Origin of the sequence: Micromonospora sp. NPDC002717 (assembly GCF_040295705.1) — a bacterium.
In the GTDB taxonomy this organism is placed as follows: domain Bacteria; phylum Actinomycetota; class Actinomycetes; order Mycobacteriales; family Micromonosporaceae; genus Micromonospora.
On record NZ_JBEOVW010000007.1, the window covers coordinates 47,294 to 69,613 of the forward strand.

A 22,320-nucleotide genomic window follows, 5' to 3' on the forward strand; every position below is an offset into this window, starting at 1 on the left:
TGTGCCCCGCCCCGTCGGAGTCAGGGACGGCGGGGCTCGGTGGGCGGTCGGGCAGCAGCAGCGGTGCGATCGCGGCCCACGAATCGTCCGAGGCGATCCACCGCGGCTGCTCACCCTTCCCGCATCCGGCGGGACAGTCCGCAGGTCCGCCGGATGTCACCCGCCACCCGATGTCAGGAGTTCTCCCCAGCGCTGCGGTAGCGCTCGACCTCCGACCACACGGCGGACATCCCGGCGAGACAACGGTCGAACGCCTGGGCGTGTTCCCGGTAGGCGGCGCGGTCCGGCCCCGGGTGCACGCAAAGGTCGTCCTCGTCGTTGACGGTCCACGGCGGCACGTCGTGGCCGAGGGCGCCGGGCAGCAGGGAGGCGACGCCCCGGGCACCGAGTTCGCTGGTGAGCTGCCGCCGGACCGGGCGGCCGAGCACGTCGGCGAAGATCTGCGCCCACACCGTCGACCGCGCGCCGCCACCGGCCAGCCGCCAGGGCCGGTCACCGACGTCCGCGCCGCTGGCCAGCACCCGGTCGAGCTGCACCCGGTGGTACTGCGCGACGCCTTCGATGACCGCCCGGGTGAGGTGGCCCCGGCGGTGGTTGCTGGAGATGCCGAGGAAGGTGCCGGACGCCGACGGATGCTCGGGCGAGCCGTTGACGAAGGGCAGGAACAGCAGGCCGTCGGCGCCGGGCGGCACCGCGGCGGCCTCCTGCAGCAGTTCCGCCGCGGCGACGCCGCCGGTCTGCTGGTGGGGCACCCCGGCGCAGGCGAGCCAGTCGAGGTTGGCGGCCGACGTGGGGGCCACCTCCATGGCCAGCATCGTGGCCGGATCGGGCATGAAGGCGCTGAGCGTGACCTCCGGGGCGGGGGTGCGGGCGGGTACCACCACGCCGTTGATCGCCCAGGTGCCGACGATGATCGTCCCGTCCCCGAGGTCCCGACCTCCGGCGCCGAGTGTGGCGGCCACGCAGTCCATGCACCCGGCGATGACCGGCAGGCCCTCGGGCAGCCCCGTGCGGGCCGCCGTCGCCGCGCTCAGACCGGCGACCACCTCGTCGGACCTGCGCAGCGGTGGGAACCGGTCCAGGTCGGCGGCGGGCAGGCCCACCAGTTCGAGCGCCGTGGGCGTGTAGGCGCGGGTGTCGAGCCCGACCATGCCGAACGCGCTGGCGTCGCTGTAGTCCGCGCTGGCCACGCCGGTGAGCTGCGCGGTGACCCAGTCTTTGCAGGACAGCACCCACCGGGTGGCGGCGTAGGTCGCCGGTTCGGCGTCCCGCAGCCAGCGCAGCAGGACGGCGGGCTGGGCGGCCCACGGGATCGAGCCGGTCTCCCGGGCCAGTCGGCGGGCCCCCTCCGGCGGGATCGCCTGGACGATGTGCTGCGCCCGGCTGTCCGACGAGGCGATGGCCGGCCCGATCGGGCGCAGGGATGCGTCGACCGGGTAGATGCCGTTGCCGTGTGCGGCCACGCCGATGCCCGCCGGGGCGTACCCCTCGGCGGCCAGCTTGCCGGCGACGTCCGCCAGCAGCGACAGCACCGTGTCGGCGAGGGCGGTCATGTCGACGTCGTGGCGGTGGGCGGTGACGCTGGTGCGGGGGGTGCGGGCGTGCACGACGGCCAGCTCGTTGCCGACGACGTCGAAGGCGGCCACCTTGGTGGCGGTGAGGCCGACGTCGACCCCGAGGTAGCAGGTGTGCGGGGTCGTCACGACGTCCTCCTGTCGCTCGTTCCGGTCGCCGGGGCGAGGCTCAGCCCGCGCGGGCGGAAGCGCCGCAGCTCCGCCCGGTAGGCGGCCACCTCGGCGTCGGCCCGTCCGGTGTCCCAGCCGAGATGCCGTACGGCGACGTCCGCGCAGGTCACGGCCGTCGACACCGCCATGTCCGGGCCGAGGCCGATCAGCGTACGGCGCAGCAGCACGTCCGCCAAGGTCACGGCCCGTTCCTCGCGGAAGGCCATGACAATCTCGGCGGCGACCGCCCCGGTCCGCTCGTCGACGACTTCGGCCAGTGTCGGGTCGGCTACGGCGAGTTCGAGTACGTGGCGGGCCCGGACGCCGTAGATGTCCAGCAGCCGGGCGGACTGCGCCGGAGTGAACGGGGTGGCCGAACGCGCGAAGTCCGCGCGGAAGGCGTACCAGTCCGGCGTGTCGGCGCCGGGCAGCGGCCGGGTACGGGTGGTGCACCGTTGCGCCGGCCGGCCGAGCACCTTCAGCGCCTCGTCGGTGGCGTCCTCGGCGAGGGCCCGGTGGGTGGTCAGCTTGCCGCCGATGATCGTGAGCAGCCCCTCGTACGCGGGCGCGTGGTTGAGCACCGTGTGCCCACGACTGATCTTGGCGTTGTCCGACACGCCGGCCGTGTAGGGCAGCGGACGGATTCCGGCGATGCTGTAGAGCACGTCGTCCGGGGTGAGGCCGGCCTGGGGGAACAACCGGTTCGCCTCGGTGAGCAGGTAGTCGATCTCGGCGTCGCTGGCGACGACCTCGTCCAGGTCACCCTCGTACGTGAGGTCGGTGCTGCCGAGGACGTAGCGGCCCTCCCAGGGGAAGATGAAGATCGGTCGCCGGTCGGCGGCGGCCTCGAAGAAGATGCAGGTGTCCGGGGCGCCCGGAAACGGGTCGATGATGATGTGGCTGCCCTTGGTGCCGCCGTTGAGGCGCCCGCTCGCCACCTGGCCGTCGAGGATCCGGTCGATCCACGGCCCGGCCGCGTTGATCGTGAGCCGTCCCCGGATCTCCCCCTCGCGCCCCGACTGGTTGTCCCGGGTCCGGACCCCGTCCACCCGCCGGTCCGTCACGAGCAGACCGGTCACCGTCGTGTAGGTCAGCACCCGCGCGCCCAGCCGTTCGGCGTCGACCAGCAGTTCGACGCAGAGCCGCTCGGCCCACGGCACCTGGGCGTCGTTGAAGAGCACCCCGCCGCGCAGCCCCTTGCGCGAGAGGTGGGGCCAGCGCCGGCCGATCGCCCGGGGGGACATGCCCCGGCTGCGTCCGCGCCCACGGCCCGCGGCCAGGACGTCGAACGCGGCCAGGCCGAGGCGGATCAGGGGTCCCGGCCGGCTGTCACCGGCGTAGAACGGGATCAGCATGGGATAGTCGTGGACCAGGTGCGGCGCGGTGCGGAACAGCAGGTGCCGTTCCCGGATCGACTCGTGCACCAGGGCGAAGTCGTAGCGCTCGAGGTACTTCAGGCCGCCGTGGATGAGCCGGCTGGAGGTGGCGGTGGTGCCGGCGCCGACGTCACCGCGGTCGACCACGACGACGCTGAGGCCCCGGCTGGCGGCGTCTCGGGCGATGGCGAGGCCGTTGATGCCGGCGCCGATGATCACGAGGTCGACGATGTCATCGGCGCCGGTCTGTGGGTGTGGCATGAGGAGCTCCCGGAGATGAGGGGTGCGGGCCGGGTGGGAGACCCGCACCCCTGGCGATGATCAGGACGCGGAAGAGGCCGACCGCTCCCGGAACAGCTCGTAGGCGTCCTCGGGCTTGGTGTCGTCGTGCACCACGGCGCGGACCGCGGCCAGCATCGCGGCCGGGTACTCGCTCTGGAAGATGTTGCGGCCCATGTCGACGCCCGCCGCGCCCTCCTGCATCGCCCGGTACGCCATGGTCAGCGCGTCGAGCTCGGGCAGCTTCTTGCCGCCGGCGACGATGATCGGCACCGGGCAGGCCGCGGTCACGGTCTCGAAGCCCTCGTTGACGTAGTACGTCTTGACGATGTGGGCGCCCATCTCCGCGCTGATCCGGGTGGCGAGCCGGAAGTAGCGCGCGTCGCGGACCATGTCCTTGCCCACGGCGGTCACGCCGAGCACGGCGATGCCGTGCCGCTGCCCGGCGTCCACCAGGGCCGCCAGGTTCGCCACCGACCGGGACTCGTGCTCGCCGCCGATGAACACCTGGATCGCCAGCGCCGCGGCGTTGAGCCGGACCGCGTCCTCGATGTCCAGGGCGATGTGCTCGTCCGAGAGGTCCCGCAGGACGCTGGGCCCGCCGCTGGCCCGCAGCACGATACCGGCGTTGCTGTGCGACGGGATGCTGGTGCGCAGGGCGCCGCGGGTCATCATGATCGCGTCGGCGTCCGGCACGAGCGGGGCGATGTTGGTGTCCAGCCGCTCCAGGCCGGCCATCGGCCCGAGGAAGTAGCCGTGGTCGAAGGCCAGCATCACCGTACGGCCGTTGTCGGGTCGGAAGATCCGGGACAGCCGGTTCTGCAGGCCCCAGTCCTGGGCGTGGGCTCCCTTGACGTGGAAGCCGGCGGCGGTGGTGGCGGCCCCGCCGAAGTCGCGGGCGTCGAGCAGACCGTCGGTGTCAGCCATTGCTGTTTTCTCCTGTGCTAGTTCCAGCGGTTGTCGCGGCCGCGGGTCGCAGCCGTCGACGGGTTCGGGTGGTCCCGCCGGCGTTGCGGAGCGCTCCGCCACCGGCGAGGAAGAGGACGAACAGCACCAGGCCGCCCTTGAGCAGGTTCTGTGCGGCCGTGCTCCAGCCCACGAGGTTGACGAGACCGTCGAGCAGGATGAAGAAGAGCGCGCTGCCCCAGATGCCGACCGGCACGGCCCGGCCGCCCGAGATGAGCGTGCCGCCGATGACGACGACGGCGACCGAGTCGAGCAGGTAGCGCGTGCCCAGGTCGGGCGACGGCGCGATGTAGGCGGCGAGCAGCGCGCCCGCCAGTCCGGCGAGGGCGCCACTGGCCAGGTAGGTCGTGCCGATGATCCGGGTGACGGGGATGCCGGCCCGTTCCGCGGCCGGCCGGCTCTGCCCGACCGCGAGCAGCGAGCGGCCGTACGTCGTGCGGCGGAGCAGGACGACGACCAGCGCGGTCAGCGCGGCCACCGCGACGGCGAGCACGGGTACGCCGGCCGGACGCAGGTTGAGCAGCTTGCGCAGCCCGTCGTCGGGCACCGCGGTGAAGCCGTCGGCCAGCGACAGCGTCAGCGACGAGGCGATCAGCCCGGCGGCCAGGGTGGCGATGATCGGCGGGACGGACAGCCCGAGGATCGCCACCACGCTGATCACCGCGACGGCCAGCCCGGTCCCGATGCCGGCCAGGATGCCGACCGGCACCGAACCGGTCGACGCGGTCACCTGGACCGCGACGAAGCCGGCGAGGGAGATGATCGGCGCCACCGACACGTCGATGTTGCCCGGCCCCGCGGTGATCACCAGCATCTGGCCGAGGCCGACGATGACCAGGTACGGGGCCAGGGACAGCGCGAGCGAGACGGTCTGCCCGCTGCCCTGACTGGAGATGGCGAGGATGGTGACCCAGACCAGCGTGGCGGCGACGAAGCCCCAGATCCAGGGGCGGGCGAGCGTACGGAGGGTCATCGGAGCACCTTTCCGACCACGGCGCGGCCGGCCAGCACGGCCAGCACGATCACGCCCTGTACGGCCGACTGCATGTTCGACGGCACGTCGAGCAGGCTGAGGACGACACTGACCAGGCCGAGGGTGATGCCGCCGATGGCGACGCCCCACGGCACGGCGGTGCCGCCGGCGAAGGACCCGCCGCCGAGGATCACCGCGGCGACCGTGATCAGGGTGTAGCTGGTGGCGGACGAGACGTCGCCGCCGCCGGTCTGCGACGCGAGGGCGAGCCCGGAGAGCACGCCGAGCGCCCCGGCCACGACGTACGCGATGATCCGCGCGGTCAGCGGTCGCAGGCCGGCCCGTTGCAGCGCGACCGGGTTGCTGCCCAGCGCGCGGACCCGCACCCCGACGGAGCTGCGGGCGGACAGCAGCCAGACCACCGCGGCGACGAGGAGGATCGGCAGCAGCGGGGCGGGGAAGCCGCCCGGCTGCCAGGAGCCGAAGGTCGCCAACCACTCGGGGGTGCTGCCGCCGGGCGTGGGCAGGACGAACATCCCCAGTCCCAGCCAGACGAACGAGGCGCCGAGGGTGGCGATCAGTGACGGCACCCGGCGCAGGTGGATCAGCGCGCCGAGCACGGCGTAGGCCGCCACGAGGCCGAGCAGCATCAGCGCGCCGGTGCCGGGGGAGGAGACCAGCTTCGTGGCGGTGATGACGGTGACCAGGCCGACGAAGTTGCCGATGCCGAGGTCGATGTCGCCCACGGACATGAGCACCATCTGGGCCTGGGCCGCGATGACCAGGGGCACGGTGGCCGAGAGGACCAGGGTGAGACCGGGGACGGTCAGCACGTCGGACTGCAGCGACGCGCAGACCGCGATCATGGCCACCATGGCGACCGCGCTGACCATGGCGGGGCCGGTGCGGCGCAGCAGGGCCCGCGACGGCATCGCCGTCGCGACGAGATTCGTCATCGCTGTGCTCCCGTGGGCTCGGATTCGGCGAAGGAGACGGCGATGATCCGTTCCTCGGAGATTTCCGCGCCGGTCAGCTCGGCGACGACCCGGCCGGCGCGCAGCACGTAGACCCGGTCGCAGTGCGCCATCTCGGCGTTCTCGCTCGAGTACCAGACCACGCTGCGGCCGCCCGCCGCCTCCTGCCGGATGAGCGTGTAGAGGTCGGTCTTCGTGTGCACGTCGACCCCGCGGAACGGGTCGTCGAGCAGGACCAGGTCCGCCGTGGAGGCGAATGCCCGGGCCACGATGACCTTCTGCTGGTTGCCGCCGCTGAGCTCGGTCATGCCCGCGTCGGCACCACCGCGGATGGCCAACCGGTCCACCCAGTCGCTGACCGCGGCGTCCTCCGCGCCGGTACGGCGTACGCCGTACCGGGCCAGGCCGCGCATGGCGGTGACGATGAGGTTCTCCGCCACGGACCACAGCGGCAGGATGCCGGAGCGCTGCCGGTCACCGGGCACGTAGGCGCGGGTGCCCTCGACGGTGGTGTCCCGCCGGACGGGGCGCCACAGCCGTTCGAGCACCTGCTGCTGGCCCTGGCCGGCGAGGCCGGCCAGCCCGACGACCTCGCCCCGGCCGACCGTGATCGACACGTCGTGCAGGCCGTGGCCGGTGGCGCCGCGCAGTTCGCCGACGACCGGCCGGTCGCCGGCCACGCGGGCGGGGGCGGGCGCGGCGGAGGGCTCGGCAACCTCCGCGCCCATCAGGGTGAGCACGTCCTGTTCGCTGAGGCCGACCGCGGGCCGCTCCTCGACGACCGCGCCGTCGCGCATCACCGCGACCCGGTCGGCCACCGAGAGCACCTCACGGATCCGGTGCGAGATGAGCAGGACGGCCGTGCCCTGGGCGGTGAGCCGCCGGACGTACGCGTAGAGCGACCGCGCGGCGTCCGGGCCGAGCGACTCGGTCGGCTCGTCCAGGATCAGCAGGTCGAGCCGATCGACGAGGCTCGCCCGGGCGATCTCCACCATCTGCCGCTGGGCCAGCGACAGGTCCTCGACCCGGTCCCGCGGCGACACCCCGTGGCCCGGGAACATCTCGTCCAGCCGGCGGGTGACCTTGGCGCTGGCCGCCCGCCGCCAGCGCAGGCGGGGCAGGCAGTGCCGGGAGGAGACCCAGATGTTCTCCGCGACGGTGAGGTCGGGGCAGAGCGACGTTTCCTGGTAGGCCATCCGGACCGCACGGAACGGCTCGGAGCCCGGCGCGACGGCGCGCGGCGCCTCCTGCCCACCCACCGTGACCGTGCCCTCGTCGCACGCTTCCAAGCCGGCAAGGATGCGCATCAGCGTGCTCTTGCCTGCGCCGTTGTGGCCGACGAGGCCGAGCACCTCACCGGCGCGGACGTCGAGGTCCACCCCGGTGAGGGCTCGGGTGCGCCCGTACGTCCTGGTCACCCGCCGCGCGGTGACGACCGGTGGCGCCGCGGACGGCGTCCGGTCGTCCTGCGGCGGGGCCGCGTGCGACCCCACCGGCAGGTTGTCGACGTGCATGATGCGCTCCTCTGTTGCTGTTTGGTCAGCCGGCAGCCGTCGGGATCGGCGGCTGCACCGGGGCGCCGCCGCTCTTCACGGCCTCGACCTGCTTGCGGAAGAGCTCCTGGGTCCACGGCCATGCCGCGTACTCGTCCGGCTTCAGGACGCCGGCCCACGCGGCGACGTCCTTCTGCTCCACCAGCACGATCGGGAAGGTCATCTCCTTCGGGATGTCCTTGCCGTCGAGCAGGTCGATCGCCTGCCACAGGGCGGCGACCGACTGGCCCGGGTCGGACATGACCGCGACCGAGCCGTTGTCGAGCTTGCTGTCCTGCCAGTACTTCAGCGCGCGACCGTTGGTCTCGAAGGTGACCGCCGGGACGGGCTTGCCCGCGCTGGTGAACGCCTGGGCGACGCCGTAGCCGTCACCACAGCCGATGACCCCGTCGACCTGCGGCACGCTCGACAGCACACCGAGCACGGCCTTCTGCGCCTTGGCGCCGTCGCACATGCCGTTGACGGTCGCGGCGACCTTGACGTCCGGGTTCTTGGCCAGGATGTCCTGCGTGGTCTGGTACATCTCCGCCTCGGGCTGGGAGCCGACCACGCCCCGGCTGACGATCACCGTGCCCTTGCCGCCGATGCCCTTCACCAGCGGCTCGGCGGCGGCCGTCGCCCAGTCCTTGAAGCTGTTGAGCAGCACGTGGGCGCAGGGGGCGTCGATCGCCGAGTCGAAGACCACGACCTTGATGCCGGCGTCGCAGGCCTGCTGGATGACCGGCTTGAGCGCGGTCGGCGAGGCCGGGTCGATCAGCAGGGCGTCCGGCTTCTGCAGCAGCAGGCTCTTGATCTGGGCGACCTGCTCGGTGGCCGAGTTCTCGCCGGGGGCGTTGACGACCTTGAACTTGCCGATCAGCCCGTCGTTCTGCGCCTTGGTGGCGGCGGCCTCGAACTTGGCGATCATGGTCTGCCGCCAGCCGTTGCCGATGAAGCCGTTGCTCAGCGCGATGAACGGCTTGTCGCCGTCCTTGGCGTTGCCGCCGCTCGCGCCGGAGCCGCAGCCGGCCGCGGTGACCGCGACCGTCGCGACGAGCGCGGCCACGACGGCGGTGCGCCGCCGTCGGGACGAGGGATGGGTACGCATGGTGGGGGCCTCCAGAGAGAGCGAAAACCCGTCGGAGCGGGAGTGGACGTGCTCAGTCAGCCGACCGCAGCTGAGGGGCCGCGGTGAGGTCCAGTCATTACAGACCTGTAGTGACAGGTTGGCTAGAGCTAGATGACAAACGTGTTTCAAGTCACAGTGATGGTGGTTACGTTAACGTGCCAATTCGGTGATTGGGCTGGCAAACGACCCCCGCTTCCTGTCATGACAGGGCTGCGCGGTCATGGCATGCTGTATCCGGTCGATGGGGAAGGAAGTCCATGACGATGACGTACCGGCGGCTCACCCGCGATGGGAGCGAGCCGCTGTGGATGCAGCTGATGCGGGAGCTGCGCGGCCAGATCGAGGCCGGTGAGATAGCCCCGGACCAGCCGTTGCCGTCGGAGGCGGAGCTGACCGACCTCTTTGGCGTCTCCCGCACCGTCGTCCGTGAGGCGCTGCGTGAGCTCGTCCAGCAACGGATGATCTACAAGGTCAAGGGGCGGGGCGCCTTCGTCGCTCCCCGCAAGACCGAGCTGCGCTTCGTCGGCTCCGTGTCCGGCTCCGCCGACGACCTGCGGGAGTCGGGACGCCGGGTCACCACCCACACGATCAGCCAGAGCCTCAGCCCGGCGGACCAGCGCGAGGCGGACCTGTTGCAGATTCCGGTCGGCGAGCCGGTCGTGCGGATGCGCCGGCTCCGGGGTGTCGACGGCCAGCCCTGGCTGCTCGTCGACACCGCGCTGCCCGCCCGGCTGGTGCCCGGCCTGGACCGCGCCGTCCTGGAGAACCAGTCCCTCTACGACGTGCTGCGCCGCCGGTACGGGCTCGAACCTGTCGGGGCCGACCGCTGGATCGAAGCCGTCTTCCCCGAACCCGAGGACGCCGCCCTGCTCGAGGTCACCGCCTCGACGCCCCTGCTCGGCATCGAGTCCGTGGCCTGGCTGCCGGACGGTACCCGGTTCGAGGCCTACTACGCACTGCACCGCAGCGACCAGACCCGCTTCTTCGTCGGCATCCGCTGACCTCGGCAGCACCCGGGCGGCGGGTGCCCACCTTCCTGAAACCGACCGCGCGTCGGATCGTTGCTCCCAGAGGTGGCCGGTAGGCGGCAGTGCTGGCTTCGGACCACGGATCAGGCCGATGATTCTCGATCCGTCGCGTGGTCTGGTCGAGGGGCGGATCGGGGAGTGGAGGGAGCGTCAGATGGGCAAGCTCGTCGTGACGGAGTTCGTGACGCTGGACGGTGTGGCGCAGGCGCCGGGGGCGCCCGACGAGGACCGCGACGGCGGCTTCGCGCATGGCGGGTGGCAGGCGCCGCTGGTGGACCAGGAGTCCGGCAGTGCCATGTTCGAGCAGGCCGCGAGCATGGACGCGCTGCTGCTGGGCCGGAAGACGTACGAGATCTTCGCCGCCTACTGGCCGAAGGCGCCCGTGGAGATCCCCTTCACCGGCCTGCTCAACCGGGTGCCCAAGTACGTGGCGAGCCGTACGCTTGCCGAGCCCCTGGAGTGGGAGGGATCGACGCTCGTCAGCGGTGATCTCGCCGAGGGCGTTGCCGGGCTGAAGGATCGCCACGACGAGCTCCACGTCATCGGCAGCCTCGACCTGGTGCAGTCGCTGCTGCGCCTCGGCCTCGTCGACCGGCTGCACCTGTGGCTCTATCCGCTGGTGCTCGGTAGCGGCAAGCGGCTGTTCGCGGCAGGCACCGTGCCCACGGCCTTCCGGCTCTCCGAGTCGATCACCCGCGCCAACGGCGCGCTGCAACTGACCTACATGACGGCAGGCACCCCGAGCTACGGCAACCTCGCCGTCTGACGGTGCGTCGCACCGGACGCGGGCTCCAGCCGTTCGCGGTCCCGACTGAGCGTGAAGCGCAGCGGCCCGCCGTCACCATGAACCGGCCAGCCCGCGGCGAGCGCCGCCTGGATCAGTTCCGCGACCAACCGTGGCGTGACCGGGGTCAGGGCGAACACCTCGGCCACCCGGTCCGCAGGTGCGGTGATGATCGGTCCGAAGTTGAGCCACGGGTCGTCGAAGGCCACCTGGACCTCCAACTGGCTGCCCCTGGTTGCGATGTGCCAGACCCTGATGACGACGTGACCGGGGTCGACGTGACTGACCATCCATCGGTAGTCGAGGCCGGCGACGCGGATCCTCCGCTTGCGAATCCTGGCCACGATGCGAATGTAGGTGGCCGCGCCTGCACCGCGGTAGCGGAATTCGCGACAGACCGTCGGGGCCGGAGCGTACCCGGTCCCGCCTGCTCATTCATCTGGCCCACTTCCAGACGACGTGGAAGCCCTCGGTCTGCCGCATCCAGAAGTAGCCGTACGCCCCGGTGCTTCCGAGGTAGGGCCCGATCTGCGCGAGCAGGGCCCTGGCGCCCTTTCGGTCATGATCGGCCAGGTAGTTGGCCAGCGCCAGCCAGTGCCGAAGCGTGATGCCCCGACCGATCAGGCGAGGCTCGCCGGCCCCGCGCCACTTGGCGGCGCACGCGTCGATCTCCCGGATCACCTCGGGCCGGCGGAAGTAGCTCGCTTTCGCGGCCAGCGACTCCGCCCGCGTGTCGAAGCCGTATTCGCGCAGCGCGTACTCGAAGTGGGCGAGCAGCGGCAGCATCGCCACCGATGAGCCGACGGGCGCGGCGGCGGCGGGCTCGCGGGCCGCGGCGAACATCTGCTCGTGCGAGCCGTACCACTTCTCGCAGAGGAAGGTCACCGCCATGAGGTGGGCCTCGAAGTTGTACGGATCGCGCTTGACCGACTCGCCCATCGCCGCGAGGAACTCGTCGCGCTGCCGGTGGCCGTCGGCGAGCATCGAGGTCAGGCGGACCACCCATGGGTAGGGGTCGTCGGGGTTGAGCTCCACCGCGCGCTGACTGGCCCGGGCCGCGAGGGCGGAGAGTCGGTGGAACTCCTGGAACTGCTCCCGGCTGGTTTCGCGAGCAGACGCGGCCCCCCGGGCCTCGCCAGCCAGGTCCATCAGGGCGTCAGCTCGCAGGATGGCGACCGTCGGGTCGTCCGGCACAGCGGCTTCCCACGCGTCCAGCCACTGGGGGGACTGACCGGCAGCGCCACCCAGCACCGAGAGCCGGCGGCCGCGCAGCTCCCAGTCCCGGCCGGTGGCCTCGGTCAGGTTCCGGGCTGCTGCCCAGTCACCCGCGAGCGCCCGGTCACGCGCGGCGCGCAACTCCAGATCGGCCTGGCTGTAGTCGGAATCCGGGTTGGGCGGCTTGCGGAAGCGTCCGAACATCCGGCGATCATAAAGATCGACACAACTGCACGCCCGCCCGCCCTGGCCGATTGGGCCTTCGTGACCGCGTCCAGGCACCGGCATCGACGCGATCGGCGGTGTGCTCGTGTGCCGCCGACAGGGCGTTCACGTCGCACCCGGCTCGCCAGGTCGGGCAGGGGGATCGGGGAGCCCCGAAGCGTCACCGTTCACGAGGCTGGCGGGACGGCCCAATGACGGGACGGCCCTATGACCTGTGGTCTCCGGCCGGGGCTTGGTGAGGAGGGTCTTGTGGTCGCTCCACAGCCACTGGAGGTATCCCTGCAGTTCGTCGAGGCTGGCGACCCACTCCGTGGTCGTGTACGTGAGTATCCGTTCTGCCTCCCCTGCGAGCAGGTCGTAGGCGGTCGCTTGCGTCTCCGGGGCGGCTGTGTCGGGAGGGACTGGTACGGGGTCCGGGATGAGCGGGATGCAGATGCCGCTGCGGCTGAGCGCTTTGAGAACCGTGAGATAGACGCGGGGCAGGTGGTAGGGGGAGACGCTGAGCGCGAGACTCGTGATGCCGAGGGCCTCGACCTGGCTGGCGATCCACGCGCCTTGTAAGCCGGTGTTGGGTGCCGGCTCGGCCTGTAGGTGGACCCCGTCGAGGCGGCGCAGGCCGAGCCTGCGTAGATAGGGGAGTGTGATCCGGTGGTATGTCTTCTCGGTCGGATTGCCATTCGCCACCAGCAGGTAGCTGATGCCTGGGTTGGCCTCCCAGCGTCGGATGGCATGGGTGAGACGCCACTCCTCGCCCTGGCCGACCGGTACGGCGACTGCGTCGATGTGGTCGGCGGCCGACTGAGGTAGGGACAGGATCGCCATGAAGGCCTTCATCACGTCCATCAGGTGCACGGTCGTGTAGCCAGCGAGGTCCGCTGCCTGCACGACCCGAGGAAGCGACCTGTTCGGATGCGTCGGACGCATCGCTCTCACCTCCTGCTGGTCCTGCATCTCCGCCCGGCGGAACAGATCCGGTCAGTATCCGCCGCTCGTTGACCTGTCGGGCGTCACCGGAGGGGCACACCTTACTGGTCGAGGCCGGGGCGCCGCGGTCACCGGGGCTTCCGGCGCATCCCACGATGCGAGCAGGATTTGTTACCTACCAAACCGATGGGATAACTTCCCAACCATGATCCGTAGCAGCCACTCGCCGACCGGGAAGCGCATCGTCACTTCCCTGGTCGTGCGGCGCTACGTCGACCACCAGCGCACCTGCAGCGCGCTCTGTCCGCGCTGACCGAGTAGGCGAGGACGGCGCTTCCGCGGCGGCAACTGCTCCTGCGACGAGCGCATGCGCGCTCGTCGCGGCACATCCGACCGCTGTCACCTCCCCCTCTCGCCGGCCCGGCCCGGCGGCCCTGACACCCGGACGCGGGGCAGCTCCGGCACGAGCACGTCGCCCTGCGCCCGAATTACGTCACCCCTCCACGCAAGTTCCTTGCCGGCACGAAAGGCCATCACGCATGTCACGATCCAGGTTCCGGTCCACCGCGCTGGCGGGGGCTGCCGCCCTCGCCGTGGCCGGGTTGCTCGCCTCCTGCTCGGGCGGCGGCTCGCCCGGTGCCGGGCAGGACGCCGGCGACCCCGTCTACGGCGGCACGCTCGTCTACCTCGAGCACCAGCCGCCGAGCTGCCTCTACCTGCCGGCCGCGGGCTTCTACCCGAACGGCGGTGTGCTCAACCAGCTCACCGACAAACTCACCTGGCAGGACCCGAAGACACTCAAGGTCGAGCCCTGGATCGCCAAGTCCTGGGAGGTCAACGCCGACGCGACCGAGTACACCTTCCACCTGCGCGACGGGGTGACCTTCAGCGACGGCAGCCCGCTCGACGCGGAGACCGTGGCGGCGAACTACGACGTGTACGGCCTCGGCGACAAGGACCTGAAGCTTCCGGTGGCCGAGTTCGTCAACAACTACGAACGCAGTGAGGTCGTCGACAAGGACACGGTGAAGTTCCACTTCGACAAGCCGTCGCCCGGGTTCCTGCAGGGCACGTCGGTGATCGGGGCGGGCCTCGTGTCCAAGAAGACCATCTCGCTGCCGTACGAGGAGCAGTGCCAGCTCAAGAACGTCGTCGGCTCCGGCCCGTTCACCGTCGCGAACCAGGTCATCGACAAGGAGATCGAACTGGTGGCCCGCGAGGACTACAACTGGGCCCCGCCGTCCTTCGCCCACCAGGGGCGCGCCTACCTCGACCGGATCAAGATCATCGTGACTCCGGAGGACAGCGTCCGGGTCGGCGCGTTGACCTCGGGGCAGGCGGACTACGTGCGCTACGTGCAGGCGTACGACGAGGCGACCGTGACCTCCGCCGGCCACCGCATCTACGCCGAGCCGACCCGCGGCGTCAACAACGGGCTCTACCTGCGACCGGCGAACAGCATCCTGCAGGACATCAACGTCCGTAAGGCGCTGCAGGCGGGCACCAACGCCAAGGAGGTCGTCGAAACGCTCTTCACCGGCAGCTACCCGGTGGCGACCTCGGTGCTCAGCCACCTGGCAGAGGGGTACACCGACCTCTCCGCGCAACTCGCCTACGACCCCGACCGGGCCAACGCCCTGCTCGACCAGGCCGGCTGGGTACGCGGCGGCGACGGCATCCGGGAGAAGGGTGGCCGCAAGCTCGAACTGAGCGTCTTCGTCTCCGGCCCGCAGCCGCTGTCGAAGCAGACCCTCGAACTGGTCGCCCAGCAGTGGACCAGGATCGGTGTGCGGCTCGACGTCCGCCCCGCGGACTCCGGCACCCAGGCCGTGGACATCAAGAACGCCGAGCGGACCGCCATCACGCACTCGATGGTGGGACGGGCGGACCAGGACGTGATCAAGAGCCACTTCCACACCAAGAACCGGGACGTGCTGCTCTCCAACGACCCGAAGCTCGATCGCCTGCTGGAGGAGCAGTCCGCGCTCGTCGACGAGAACGCGCGCAACGCGAAGGTCGTCGAGATCCAGCGGTACGTGATCGAGCAGGGCTACGCGATCCCGCTGTTCGAGGAGCCGCAGGTGTACGGCGCCGCGCCGTACGTGCACGGCGTCGGCTTCGAGGCGGTCGCACGCCCCAGCTTCTACGACGTGTGGCTGTCCAAGAGGGACAAGTAGGGCGGGCGGGCGGCTCATGACCAGGTATCTCGCGCTCCGTGTCGGGCAGGCCGTACTCGTGCTGTGGGCCGCCTTCACCGCCGGCTTCGTGCTGCTGCAACTGCTGCCGGGCGACTCCATACTGATCAAGTTCCAGAACCCGGAGCTCGGGCTCTCGCCGGAGCAGATCGCGGAGATCCGCCAGCTGTACGGCGGCGACGAGCCGGGCATCGTCCGGTACGTCCACACGCTGCTGGGCTTCCTGCGCGGTGACTTCGGCTATTCGATCGACACCGGCACGCCGGTGATCGAGCGGCTGGCCGAGGGCCTGCCGGCGACCGCCGAGCTCGCCGGCCTCGGCTTCGGAGTCGCCGTGCTGATCGCCGTGACCATCGCCTTCGTGTCGAGCCACAGCCGGTTCGCCTGGATCCGGGGCGCGCTGCTGGCGGTGCCGTCGCTGTTCGTCTCGGTCCCCACCTTCTGGCTGGGCATCGTGCTGATCCAGGTGTTCTCGTTCCAGCTCGGACTGGTACCCGTCATCGGCGGCACCCGGTTCGAACAGCTCGTCCTGCCCGTGCTGACTCTCGCCGTACCGATCTCGGCGCCGCTGGCGCAGGTCCTGGCCCGCAGCCTCGACCGGGTTCACGCGCAGCCGTTCGTCGCGGTGGTGGCCGCCAAGGGCGCCTCGCGCCGCTGGATCCTCTGGCGGCACGTCGCCCGCAACGCGCTGCTACCCACGCTGACGATCGCCGGAGTGACCTTCGGCGAGCTCATCGCGGGATCGGTCGTGACCGAGACGGTCTTCGGCCGCAACGGCATCGGCCGGCTGACCGAACAGGCGGTCACCGCCCAGGACGCCCCGGTGATGCTGGCCATCGTGGTGCTCGCCGCCGCCGTGTTCGTGCTGGTCAACCTCGTGGTCGACCTGCTCTTTCCCGTCCTCGACCCGCGACTGACGACGAAGGTCGGTGTCACCGCATGACCGCCCGATCCGGTATCGACGTTCTCCGGCCCGCGCAGCCGGCCCGGCTGCCGCTGCGCCGGCCACCCGTCGCGCTCGTGCTCGCCTGGCTCGCGATCGCCGTCGTCGTGCTGTGGGCGGTCGCGCCGGGCCTGTTCACCGGCCACGACCCGATCAACGGCGTACCGGCGCAGAAGCTCCAGGCACCGAGCGCCGCGCATCTCTTCGGCACGGACGCCCTGGGCCGGGACCTCCTCGCCCGCGTCGTGCACGGCTCCGCCCGCTCGCTGACCGGCGCGTTCGTCGCCGTGGCGGTCGGGCTCGTGCTGGGCACGCTGCTCGGCCTGCTCGCCGGATCGGTCGGCGGCCTGCTCGACGAACTGGTGATGCGGGTGGTCGACGTGCTGCTCGCGGTCCCGGGACTGCTGCTCGCGCTGACGGCCATCATCCTGCTCGGCCCCGGCACCATCAACGTGGCGATCGCCGTCGGCATCGGCTCGGTGGCGGCCTTCGCCCGGCTGGCGAGATCAGAGGTGGTACGGGTCCGGCGCGCCGACTACGTGGAGGCCGCGTTCGGCAGCGGAGGCCGCTTCACCACCGTGCTCCGGCGGCACGTGCTGCCCAACTCGCTCGGCCCCGTCGTGGCGCTCGCCGCGGTGCAGTTCGGCGCCGCGATCCTGGCCATCTCCACGTTCAGCTTCCTCGGCTACGGCGCGAAGCCGCCCACCCCCGAGTGGGGGCTGCTCATCTCGGAAGGACGCAACTACCTGGCCACCTCGTGGTGGCTGACCACCCTGCCGGGCGTGGTCGTGGTCCTCGTCGTGCTCGCCGCCGGCCGCATCAGCCGCTCGATCAACCGGGAGGACGGATGAGCCTGCTCGAGGTACGCGACCTGACCGTCTCCTACCGGACCCGCGACCACGTCCACCCCGCGGTCGGCGGCATCTCGTTCGCCGTCGACCGCGGCGAGGTCGTCGCGGTCGTCGGAGAGTCCGGTTCCGGCAAGTCGACCACCGCACACGCGATCATCGGCCTGCTACCCGCGAACGGGTCCGTCGACTCCGGCCAGATCCTGCTCGACGGCACGGATGTCGCCGGCTGGTCGTCGAAACGTCTGGAGTCGGTCCGCGGCGCGCAGATCGGCCTGATCCCGCAGGACCCGACGAGTTCGCTGAACCCGGTCATGACGATCGGCGCGCAGATCGGCGAGACGCTGCGCATCCACAAGCGCGGCGACCGACGCGCCATCTCGCGCCGCGTGATCGAGCTGCTCGACCGGGTCGGCCTGTCCGACCCCGAGCTGCGCGCCCGGCAGTATCCGCACGAACTCTCCGGCGGGATGCGTCAGCGCGTCCTCATCGCCAGCGCGATCGCCCTCGAACCACAGCTCGTCATCGCCGACGAGCCGACGAGCGCGCTCGACGTCACCGTGCAGCGGCGCATCCTCGACCTCATCGACGACCTCCGTACGGAGTTCGGCACCGCCATGATCCTCGTGACCCACGACCTCGGCGTCGCCGCCGACCGGTCGAACCGGCTCGTCGTGATGCGCGACGGGCGGGTCGAGGAGCAGGGGGCGACCGCGGCGGTGCTGGCCCGACCGGAAGCCGAGTACACCCGGCGACTGCTGCGGGACGCCCCGTCGCTGGCGCCACGACAGTTCCGCGACGTCCCCCCGCCGGCGCGCGGCGGACGCTCCGCCGGCGGGCAGCCGCCCGCGATCGTCGCCCGCGACCTGGTCAAGGAGTTCCGGGTCGGGCGCAAGCCGTTCCGGGCGGTCGACGGGGTCTCGTTCGACGTACGGCGGGGGACGACCCATGCCCTCGTCGGCGAGTCGGGGTCCGGCAAGACGACGACCGCGCGGATGGTCGTCCGCTTCGCCACGCCGACCTCCGGTTCCGTGACGATCGGCGGCACCGACGTGGCGCGGCTGCGCGGCGACGAACTGCGCCAACTGCGCCGCCGGGTGCAACTGGTCTACCAGAACCCGGCCGGCTCGCTCGATCCCCGGCAGTCCGTCGGCGACATCGTGGCCGAACCGCTGCGCAACTTCCGGCTCGGTGACCGGGCCGGCCGTGGCAAGCGGGTGCGGGACCTGGTCGACCGGGTGGCCCTGCCGCGGACGGTGCTCGACCGCAAGCCGCGTGAACTCTCCGGCGGTCAACGCCAGCGCGTCGCGATCGCCCGCGCGCTGGCCGTCGACCCGGAGGTGCTCGTGCTCGACGAAGCGGTCTCCGCGCTCGACGTGACCGTGCAGGCGCAGATCCTCGACCTGTTCGACGGGCTGCAGCGCGAACTCGGGCTCACCTACCTGTTCATCTCGCACGACCTCTCGGTGGTGCGGCAGATCTCCGACACCGTGTCGGTCATGAGAAAGGGACGCATCGTGGAGACCGGAACCACGCGGCAGGTCTTCGAGACGCCGCAGCACGAGTACACCCGTGAGTTGCTCGCCGCCGTACCCGGCGCCGTCGCGGAGCTGGCGGCATGAGCCGTCCGCGACTCGGGTTCTTCACCCGGCTGCTCGACGACGGGCCGGCGGAGGTGCGCTACCGGCTGGCCGCCGAGCAGATCCGGCACGCCGAGGCGTACGGGTTCGACTCCGCCTGGGTGGCCCAGCACCACTTCCACGCAGCCGAGGGCGGGCTGCCGGCACCGCTGGTGTTCCTCGGGCACGTCGCCGCGCAGACCACTCGGATCCGCCTCGGCACCGGCATCATCACGTTGCCGCTGGAGAACCCGGTCCGCGTCGCCGAGGACGCCGCGGTGCTCGACCTGCTCAGCGGCGGCCGGCTCGAGGTCGGTGTCGGCAACGGCGGCACTCCCTCGTCGTTCAGCGCGTTCGGGCAGGACAGCGCGAACCGCTCGGCCATCTACGCCCAGCACCTCGCGGTGCTCGTCGACGCCTGGTCGGGCCGCGCCCTCGCCGACGACGGCAACCACCTCTACCCGGCGGCACCGCGCCTGCTCGACGCCATCTGGGAGGCGACCTTCTCGGTGAGCGGGGGAGTCCGCGCCGGGAAGGCCGGCAACGGACTGATGCTCTCGCGTACCCAGCCGCGCACCGAGGACGCCCCGCACGCCACCCTGGCGGAGATCCAGCGTCCCATCGTGGACGCCTACCACGACAACCTGCCGGAGGGCGTGCCGCCGCGGATCATGGCGTCGCGTACGGCATTCGTCGCCGACAGCCGCGCCGAGGCGCTGCGCTTCGCCGAGGCGGGGCTCGGTCGCGCCGTCCGGCAGTTCAAGGAGAAGGGTCACCCCGTGCCCGACGGGGGCCTCGCCCAGCTCATCGCCGCGTTCGACGTGCACGTCGGAACCCCGGACGACGTCATCGCCAGCCTGAAGGCCGACCCGATCCTCCAGCGCTCGACCGACCTGGTCTTCCAGGTGCACTCGGTCGACCCCCCGCATCCGTTCGTCCTCCGCTCGATCGAGCTGCTCGCGACCGAGGTCGCGCCCGCGCTCGGCTGGGCGCCGCACTCCACCGCCGACCCGTCAACCGAACTGAGCAGCGCATGAGCACATCCATCGCCGACGTCATCGACCACCTGGTCGGCATCGAGCCCGCCTCCCGCCTCGACCAGATCCGCCACCGGCGACCGGAGGCCAGGAGGAACGCGCAGGCGAGCTACGAGGCGCTCTTCTCGCCGCGCCCTGCCGGGGAGGCCACCACGGCCGAGCGGCTCGCCGTCGCCGCGTTCGTGACCGCTCTGCACCGGGACGCCGCGACCGCCGACTTCTACGCCACCCGGCTGGCCGAGCACTCACCGCAGCTCGCCGCGCTGATCGCGAAGGAGGCCGAGGCCGGCAGGACCACCGGCCCCTACGGCGCCTACCCGGCACCCGGTCCGCTCGCCGCCGAGAGCGTGGCGGGGCCGGCGTACCGGACGAACGACCGCGACGAGCTGGGAACGCGGCTCGCCGCCGCCCTGGAACACGCCCACCTCCTGGTGTTCCGTCCGCGCGAGGCGAGCCGCGAGGCGTTGCAGGCCCTCCTCGACGCCGGCTGGAGCACCACCGACGTGGTGACCCTGTCGCAGCTCGTCGCCTTCCTCAGCTTCCAGGTGCGCCTCGTCACGAGCCTCCGGCTCCTGGCCGTGCCGTCCAGAAAGGGATCCCCGTCGTGAGCGACACCGTGCTCGACCGTCCCGCCGCCGCGCGACCGCTCGCCTTCACCCAGGACCAGCTCGGCTGGGAGCCCTGGCTCGCACCGCTGAGCGAGGCGGAACTCACCGACGTCCATCGGGAGGCGCTCGTCGACAAGGCGCGCGCCAACTCCCCCTACTTCCTGCTGCTCGCCCGGGACCCGGAGATCCTGCGCGCGCGGACGAAGACCGACAAGGACATCTTCTACAACCCGGACGGGGGCCTACCGCGGGCGGAGCGGGAACTCGCGGCGGCGGCAACCTCGCGCCGCAACGGCTGCGTCTTCTGCGCCTCCGTCCATGCCCGGTTCGCCTCGCACTACTCCAAGCGCCCCGACGACGTGCAGCGGCTGCTCGACGAGGGGGTCGACGCACCCCAGGACGAGCGCTGGCGGGCCATCGTCGACGCCTCGGTGGCCCTCACGGCCACGCCGGCCGCGCTGACCGCCGAGCACATCCACGCCCTGCGCGCGGTCGGTCTCGACGACCTGGCGATCAGCGACCTGCTGCATGCGGCCGCCTTCTTCAACTGGGCCAACCGGCTCATGCTCTCCCTCGGGGAGCCGACTCCACCACCGGCCGCGTGAGCACCGCCAGCGGCCAGTCCTCGTACGAACGGCAGTGACGTGACCGAACCCCGACTCGACCACCTCGTCCACGCGGTGCCCGACCTCGCCGCCGGTGTCGCCGACTTCGCGGCGCGCACCGGCGTCACCCCCGTTCCCGGGGGCCGGCACCCTGGCGGCACCGCCAACTACCTCGTCGGGTTCGGCCCGACCTCGTACCTCGAAATCATCGGTCCGGATCCGGAGGCCGATCCCGCCGTCCGCCCGAGCACCTTCGGCCTGGACGCCCTGACCGAGCCTCGCCTCGCCACCTGGGCGGTGCACCCGGACGACATCGAGAAGACGGTCGGCCTCGCCCGCGAACGCGGGTACGACCCCGGCGAGATCCAGCCGTTGTCCCGCCGTCGACCCGACGGGGTGCTGCTGTCCTGGCGGCTGACCCGACGGGAGGAACGCGCGGCGGGCGGGCTGGTGCCGTTCCTCATCGACTGGGGCGGCACCCAACATCCCGCGCGCTCCGGCCTGCCGCAGGTGCAGCTCGCCTCGTTCACCGCGACACACCCGGACCCGTCGGTGGTCCGCCGCGACCTCGCCGCGCTCGGCGTCGAACTCGACGTGACCGCCGGACCGCGGACCGCGCTGGCGGCGGTACTCGCCACCCCGCGCGGCCCGGTGACCCTGCGCTGAGCGGCCGACCGGACAACACCCAGAAGAGAGCGAATGCTGTGAGTAACCTTCGTGAATACCTGTCCCAGAAGCGGGCGGCACTGACCGCGCGCCGTGCCGCCCCGGACCGTGGCCCCGTTCCGTTGCGCGCCCGGGTCACCGCCGAGGGACGCAGCGGCGTACGGCGCATCCGGATCCGTGACTTCCAGGTCATCAGCGACAGCGGTCCGGACTTCGCCGGCTACGACCTCGGGCCCGGCTCCCCGGAGCTGCAGGCCGGCGTGCTCGGCAGCTGCGTGACGCACATCTTCCTGATCAAGGCGGCGGAGCTGGAGATCCCGCTCGACTCCCTCACGGTGGACGTGCAGGCCGAGTACGACCCACGTGCCCAGGAGCCCGGGAACACCGAGGTGCCCGTCCACCCGTACAACTTCCGATACGAGGTGCAGGTCGCCTCGCCCGCCCTCGACGAGGACCTGGCCCGGCTGCACGCTGAGGTGCAGCGGGTGTGCCCGATCCTCAACCTGCTGCGCAGTCCGCAGGAGATCAGCGGCTCGCTGGCTCGGGTGACCTCGGCCGACGGGGACGAGCAGGGCCGCGGCGCCTGACTCGGCGAACGCGGCGCGCGCCGGTGCGGTCGGTGGCAGGTGCGGGTCCGCAGAGGCGGCCTGTCGACTTCGGGGAGGGACGG

The 22,320-nt window shown here is 71.6% G+C and carries 21 protein-coding genes; 11 read left to right on the plus strand and 10 right to left on the minus strand.

Features of this window, described 5'->3' with window-relative positions:
* Positions 1–173 precede the first annotated feature (173 nt).
* Genes ABT006_RS12710 through ABT006_RS12740 form a run of 7 tightly spaced genes read right to left on the minus strand, consistent with a single transcriptional unit; the run spans position 174 to position 8,932 of the window.
* Positions 174–1,703: an FGGY-family carbohydrate kinase gene (locus ABT006_RS12710; protein WP_350705781.1), complete on the minus strand. Its 1,530-nt coding sequence runs from the start codon at positions 1,701–1,703 to the stop codon at positions 174–176.
* Positions 1,700–3,361 carry a glycerol-3-phosphate dehydrogenase/oxidase gene (locus ABT006_RS12715; protein WP_350705783.1) on the minus strand — a complete coding sequence of 554 codons (1,662 nt, stop codon included), beginning with the start codon at positions 3,359–3,361 and terminating at the stop codon, positions 1,700–1,702. Before ABT006_RS12715 ends, ABT006_RS12710 begins: the two co-directional genes overlap by 4 nt.
* Before the next feature lie 60 nt (positions 3,362–3,421).
* Positions 3,422–4,306, minus strand: a complete 885-nt coding sequence (gene lsrF / locus ABT006_RS12720; protein ID WP_350705785.1) for a 3-hydroxy-5-phosphonooxypentane-2,4-dione thiolase — start codon at positions 4,304–4,306, stop codon at positions 3,422–3,424.
* A complete protein-coding gene (locus ABT006_RS12725; RefSeq protein WP_350705787.1) occupies positions 4,299–5,318 on the minus strand; it encodes an ABC transporter permease in 1,020 nt (339 codons plus the stop codon). Before ABT006_RS12725 ends, lsrF begins: the two co-directional genes overlap by 8 nt.
* Positions 5,315–6,274, minus strand: a complete 960-nt coding sequence (locus ABT006_RS12730; protein ID WP_350705789.1) for an ABC transporter permease — start codon at positions 6,272–6,274, stop codon at positions 5,315–5,317. The genes ABT006_RS12725 and ABT006_RS12730 overlap by 4 nt, the downstream gene beginning before the upstream one ends.
* Entirely contained in the window at positions 6,271–7,806 is a 1,536-nt protein-coding gene (locus ABT006_RS12735; RefSeq protein WP_350705791.1) for a sugar ABC transporter ATP-binding protein, read from the minus strand. Before ABT006_RS12735 ends, ABT006_RS12730 begins: the two co-directional genes overlap by 4 nt.
* A 25-nt stretch (positions 7,807–7,831) precedes the next feature.
* Complete coding sequence (locus ABT006_RS12740) at positions 7,832–8,932, minus strand: ABC transporter substrate-binding protein (RefSeq protein WP_350705793.1); 1,101 nt, start codon at positions 8,930–8,932, stop codon at positions 7,832–7,834.
* A gap of 278 nt (positions 8,933–9,210) precedes the next feature.
* Between ABT006_RS12740 and ABT006_RS12745 the strand changes: the two genes are divergently transcribed.
* Together ABT006_RS12745 and ABT006_RS12750 are read left to right on the plus strand one after the other, a co-directional pair.
* Entirely contained in the window at positions 9,211–9,954 is a 744-nt protein-coding gene (locus ABT006_RS12745) for a GntR family transcriptional regulator (protein WP_350705795.1), read from the plus strand.
* A gap of 181 nt (positions 9,955–10,135) precedes the next feature.
* Positions 10,136–10,747, plus strand: coding sequence for a dihydrofolate reductase family protein (locus tag ABT006_RS12750; RefSeq protein WP_350705797.1), 612 nt, complete (start codon positions 10,136–10,138; stop codon positions 10,745–10,747).
* Here the strand turns inward: ABT006_RS12750 and ABT006_RS12755 are convergent.
* From ABT006_RS12755 to ABT006_RS12765, 3 genes are all read right to left on the minus strand, one after another.
* Positions 10,726–11,109 carry a hypothetical protein gene (locus tag ABT006_RS12755; RefSeq protein WP_350705799.1) on the minus strand — a complete coding sequence of 128 codons (384 nt, stop codon included), beginning with the start codon at positions 11,107–11,109 and terminating at the stop codon, positions 10,726–10,728. The two genes, ABT006_RS12750 and ABT006_RS12755, sit on opposite strands and share 22 nt — an antisense overlap.
* Before the next feature lie 91 nt (positions 11,110–11,200).
* Complete coding sequence (locus tag ABT006_RS12760) at positions 11,201–12,184, minus strand: hypothetical protein (protein WP_350705801.1); 984 nt, start codon at positions 12,182–12,184, stop codon at positions 11,201–11,203.
* 126 nt (positions 12,185–12,310) lie between these two features.
* A complete protein-coding gene (locus tag ABT006_RS12765) occupies positions 12,311–13,048 on the minus strand; it encodes a hypothetical protein (RefSeq protein ID WP_350705803.1) in 738 nt (245 codons plus the stop codon).
* A gap of 620 nt (positions 13,049–13,668) precedes the next feature.
* Between ABT006_RS12765 and ABT006_RS12770 the strand changes: the two genes are divergently transcribed.
* From ABT006_RS12770 to ABT006_RS12810, 9 genes are read left to right on the plus strand one after another with little or no spacing between them, the layout of a single operon-like run.
* Positions 13,669–15,306, plus strand: a complete 1,638-nt coding sequence (locus ABT006_RS12770) for a TIGR04028 family ABC transporter substrate-binding protein (protein WP_350705805.1) — start codon at positions 13,669–13,671, stop codon at positions 15,304–15,306.
* Positions 15,307–15,322: 16 nt separating this feature from the next.
* Positions 15,323–16,267, plus strand: a complete 945-nt coding sequence (locus tag ABT006_RS12775) for an ABC transporter permease (RefSeq protein ID WP_350705807.1) — start codon at positions 15,323–15,325, stop codon at positions 16,265–16,267.
* A complete protein-coding gene (locus ABT006_RS12780; protein ID WP_350705809.1) occupies positions 16,264–17,118 on the plus strand; it encodes an ABC transporter permease in 855 nt (284 codons plus the stop codon). Before ABT006_RS12775 ends, ABT006_RS12780 begins: the two co-directional genes overlap by 4 nt.
* Entirely contained in the window at positions 17,115–18,737 is a 1,623-nt protein-coding gene (locus ABT006_RS12785; protein ID WP_350705810.1) for a dipeptide ABC transporter ATP-binding protein, read from the plus strand. The genes ABT006_RS12780 and ABT006_RS12785 overlap by 4 nt, the downstream gene beginning before the upstream one ends.
* Positions 18,734–19,771, plus strand: a complete 1,038-nt coding sequence (locus tag ABT006_RS12790; protein ID WP_350705812.1) for a putative FMN-dependent luciferase-like monooxygenase — start codon at positions 18,734–18,736, stop codon at positions 19,769–19,771. Before ABT006_RS12785 ends, ABT006_RS12790 begins: the two co-directional genes overlap by 4 nt.
* Positions 19,768–20,379 carry a CMD domain protein gene (locus tag ABT006_RS12795; RefSeq protein ID WP_350705814.1) on the plus strand — a complete coding sequence of 204 codons (612 nt, stop codon included), beginning with the start codon at positions 19,768–19,770 and terminating at the stop codon, positions 20,377–20,379. The genes ABT006_RS12790 and ABT006_RS12795 overlap by 4 nt, the downstream gene beginning before the upstream one ends.
* A complete protein-coding gene (locus ABT006_RS12800) occupies positions 20,376–20,984 on the plus strand; it encodes an alkylhydroperoxidase domain protein (protein ID WP_350705816.1) in 609 nt (202 codons plus the stop codon). The genes ABT006_RS12795 and ABT006_RS12800 overlap by 4 nt, the downstream gene beginning before the upstream one ends.
* A gap of 39 nt (positions 20,985–21,023) precedes the next feature.
* Positions 21,024–21,650 carry a VOC family protein gene (locus ABT006_RS12805; RefSeq protein WP_350705818.1) on the plus strand — a complete coding sequence of 209 codons (627 nt, stop codon included), beginning with the start codon at positions 21,024–21,026 and terminating at the stop codon, positions 21,648–21,650.
* 38 nt (positions 21,651–21,688) lie between these two features.
* On the plus strand, positions 21,689–22,237 hold the full coding sequence (locus ABT006_RS12810; protein WP_350705820.1) for an OsmC family protein: 549 nt from the start codon (positions 21,689–21,691) through the stop codon (positions 22,235–22,237).
* The last annotated feature ends 83 nt before the right edge of the window (positions 22,238–22,320 follow it).